Raw genomic sequence first — 2,770 nt, 5'->3', positions numbered from 1 at the left:
CTCTAGGCAGTCGTTGACCGCGCGGCCCGGGTTGTCAGATCCGGGCGTAGAGCGCGGTCGCGTCGTCGGGGACTAGGCCGAAGGGACGAGCGGCTCGAGCCGTTTATCCGCACCCACGACGGGGTGTCCGTCCTCCCGTCCGACGCAGCGAAATGAGGCGACCGCGCAGGGTTGCGCCGGTTGGTCCGGCGGGTGGCGGTGAAGATCTTCAGGCCAGGACCTAGCATCGAGGTTCGTGGAGCGCTTCGTTGTGACAGGCGGTACCCGGCTGGCCGGCGAGGTCGCCGTCCCGGGCGCGAAGAACTCGGTGTTGAAGCTGATGGCCGCGAGCCTGCTGGCCGCGGGCCGGACGATGCTGTCCGCCGTTCCCGACATCTTGGACGTGTCGGTGATGTCCAAGGTACTGGCGGGGCTCGGTGCGACCGTCGAGCGGGACGCCGCCGGCGGGCGGCTGAGCATTGAGGTTCCCCAGGCTCCGGGCATCGCGGCCGATGGTGAACTGGTGCGGCAGATCAGGGCGTCGGTGGCGGTGCTCGGTCCGCTGGTCGCCCGCCGCGGGGAGGCGCGGGTCGCCCTGCCCGGTGGAGACGCGATCGGATCGCGCGCGCTCGACATTCATGTCAACGGCCTGACCAAACTCGGTGCGCTGGTCGACGTCGAGTCCGGAGTCCTCGTCGCCCGCTGCTCCGGCCGGCTGCAGGGAGCCTCGATCTGGCTCGACTTCCCCAGCGTGGGCGCCACCGAGAACCTGTTGATGGCCGGGGTTCTCGCCAAGGGGACGACGGTGATCGACAATGCCGCCCAGGAACCCGAGATCGCCGACCTGTGCGCGATGCTGACGGCGATGGGCGGGCGCATCGACGGCGCGGGATCGTCGACACTGATCATCGACGGGGTCGACCACCTCACCCCGGTGGAACACCGGACGGTGCCGGACCGCATCGTTGCCGGCACGTACGCCATCGGCGCCCTGATGACCGGCGGCGACGTGCTAATCCGGCACGGTCAGGCTGCTCATCTCGGCATCGTCCTGGAGAAGTTGGTGCAGGCCGGTGCCGAGGTCGACGTCCGGGACGACGGATTCCGGGTCGTCGGACGGGGACGGCCCCGGTCGATCGACGTGGTGACGCTGCCGTACCCCGGCTTTCCGACCGATCTGCTGCCGCAGATCATCGCGTTGGAGTCGGTCAGCCGGGGTACCTCCCTGATCACCGAGAACGTCTTCGACAGCCGGTTCGTCTTCTGCCGCGAGCTGCACAAACTCGGCGCCGACCTGCGTACGGACGGCCACCACGTCATCGTCCGGCCAACCCCGCGGCTGTCCGGCACCCGGGTGACGGCCTCCGACGTGCGGGCCGGCGCGGGTCTCGTGCTCGCCGGCCTGGTTGCGGACGGCGTCACCGAGGTAGGCGACGTCCACCACATCGACCGGGGATACGCCCGGTTTGTCGAGAACATGACGGACCTCGGCGCCAACATCCGCCGGGTCTCCGACCGCGCCGTAGCCTGATTTCCACCAGTCTCGACCTGATTTCACCGGCCTCGGCCTGATCCCACCGGCCTCGTGATCCGCCGGCCCGGCCGGCGGGGTCAGGTGGGCGGCTGGCGCGAGCCGAGCAGGTTCACGAGGGCACGGGCGGCTCGGTTCGCGTCCGTGCCGAACACGAGTACGTGGCGGCGGTCCCGCGGCCGGGCGATGATATTCCCGGCGGCGTCGATGCGGATCGGACCGGCCGGTGCCGTGACCCAGGTCGAGCGGATGCCCCGCGCCCACAGCGCCGCGCGGAGCCGAGTGATCTCGGCGGGGGTGTCCACGGTGACCACCGGGACGAGCAGACCGAAGTCGTGGCCGGGGACGGAACCGGCAGGCCGCGGCCGTGCCGGAGCATGAGCCCAGCGCCCGATCGCCATCAGCAGGCCGACGGCCAGCAGCGCGATCAGCGGCTCGAGGAGAAACGCCCCGGCCGTTCCGGTCATCCCGCACCTCCGATCGTGCCGCTCTTCGACGCCACCTTGCATCGTCCCAGACATCCTCGCGGCGGACATGGATTCGGGCCGCGACACCTCCACGGAATCCGACAGAGGAAACATCGCCCGCCGACTGCTGCCACCATCGAGGTAACCGGCCCGACCTCCCTGTGGCCGAACGGCGACAGTCCGATGGAGACGAGGGGGTATGTCGCGGTCCGCCCTGGGCGAGCCGCACCTGAGTGCTACCCGCGATCGGCGCGGATAGCTGGTAGCAACGGCGTCACGACAGAGGGGGCGTCGGACGGCCGGGACGGGAGATCACATGAACATCGGCGTGAACGTGGTGAGTCTGGAGTGCTCCGGGGACACGCGGGCCGGCTGCGCGCAGACGGCCCGCGTGGTTGGCCGGGTGGATGTACGGACGGTGGGGACACTACGCTCCCTGCTGCACGCGGCGATCGACAATGGGAGCGGGCCGCTGCGCGTCGACGTCGCGGGCCTGGAGCTCGGCGATCATGCCGCGCTGGGGGTGCTGCTCGGCATCGCTCGCCGAGCCCGTGCCGCGGGCCGTTCGATGGTGCTGGTCGATGTGCCGAGCTCGCTTGAACGCCTGCTCGTGGCGGACCGGCTGGGTGGGTTGCTGCGGTTCGAGGAGGCCGCCGACCTGGTCCACGTCGGCCACGCCTGAGCGGGCTGCCCGGGCGGCTCATCCGTTCGACCGCCCGCCAGGCCCGTCAGGAAGGGCTCCGTCCCGATCGGGACGGAGCCCGGAGCGGAACGAACCAGGGTGGCTGCGCAC

Annotated in this window: 3 protein-coding genes; 2 read left to right on the top strand and 1 reads right to left on the bottom strand. The window is 70.7% G+C overall.

The genetic code is table 11. From position 1 onward, the window contains the following. Window positions 1-250 precede the first annotated feature (250 nt). Window positions 251-1,510, top strand: a complete 1,260-nt coding sequence (gene murA / locus ACY5KJ_RS15860; RefSeq protein ID WP_462203705.1) for a UDP-N-acetylglucosamine 1-carboxyvinyltransferase — start codon at window positions 251-253, stop codon at window positions 1,508-1,510. Between the two features lie 80 nt (window positions 1,511-1,590). Here murA and ACY5KJ_RS15855 read toward each other — a convergent pair whose 3' ends face one another. Continuing rightward, entirely contained in the window at window positions 1,591-1,977 is a 387-nt protein-coding gene (locus tag ACY5KJ_RS15855) for a hypothetical protein (RefSeq protein ID WP_462186817.1), read from the bottom strand. A 316-nt stretch (window positions 1,978-2,293) separates the two neighbouring features. On the opposite strand from ACY5KJ_RS15855, the gene ACY5KJ_RS15850 reads away from it, so the two are divergent. Then, entirely contained in the window at window positions 2,294-2,659 is a 366-nt protein-coding gene (locus ACY5KJ_RS15850) for an STAS domain-containing protein (RefSeq protein ID WP_462186816.1), read from the top strand. The last annotated feature ends 111 nt before the right edge of the window (window positions 2,660-2,770 follow it).

The organism is Frankia sp. CcWB3 (assembly GCF_977927595.1).
This window is presented reverse-complemented; position numbering and strand designations above follow the sequence as displayed.

Coding starts and splice junctions, on each gene's coding strand:
- ACY5KJ_RS15855 (WP_462186817.1), bottom strand. CDS start 1,977: ATGACCGGAACGGCCGGGGCGTTTCTCCTCGAGCCGCTGATCGCGCTG.
- ACY5KJ_RS15850 (WP_462186816.1), top strand. CDS start 2,294: ATGAACATCGGCGTGAACGTGGTGAGTCTGGAGTGCTCCGGGGACACG.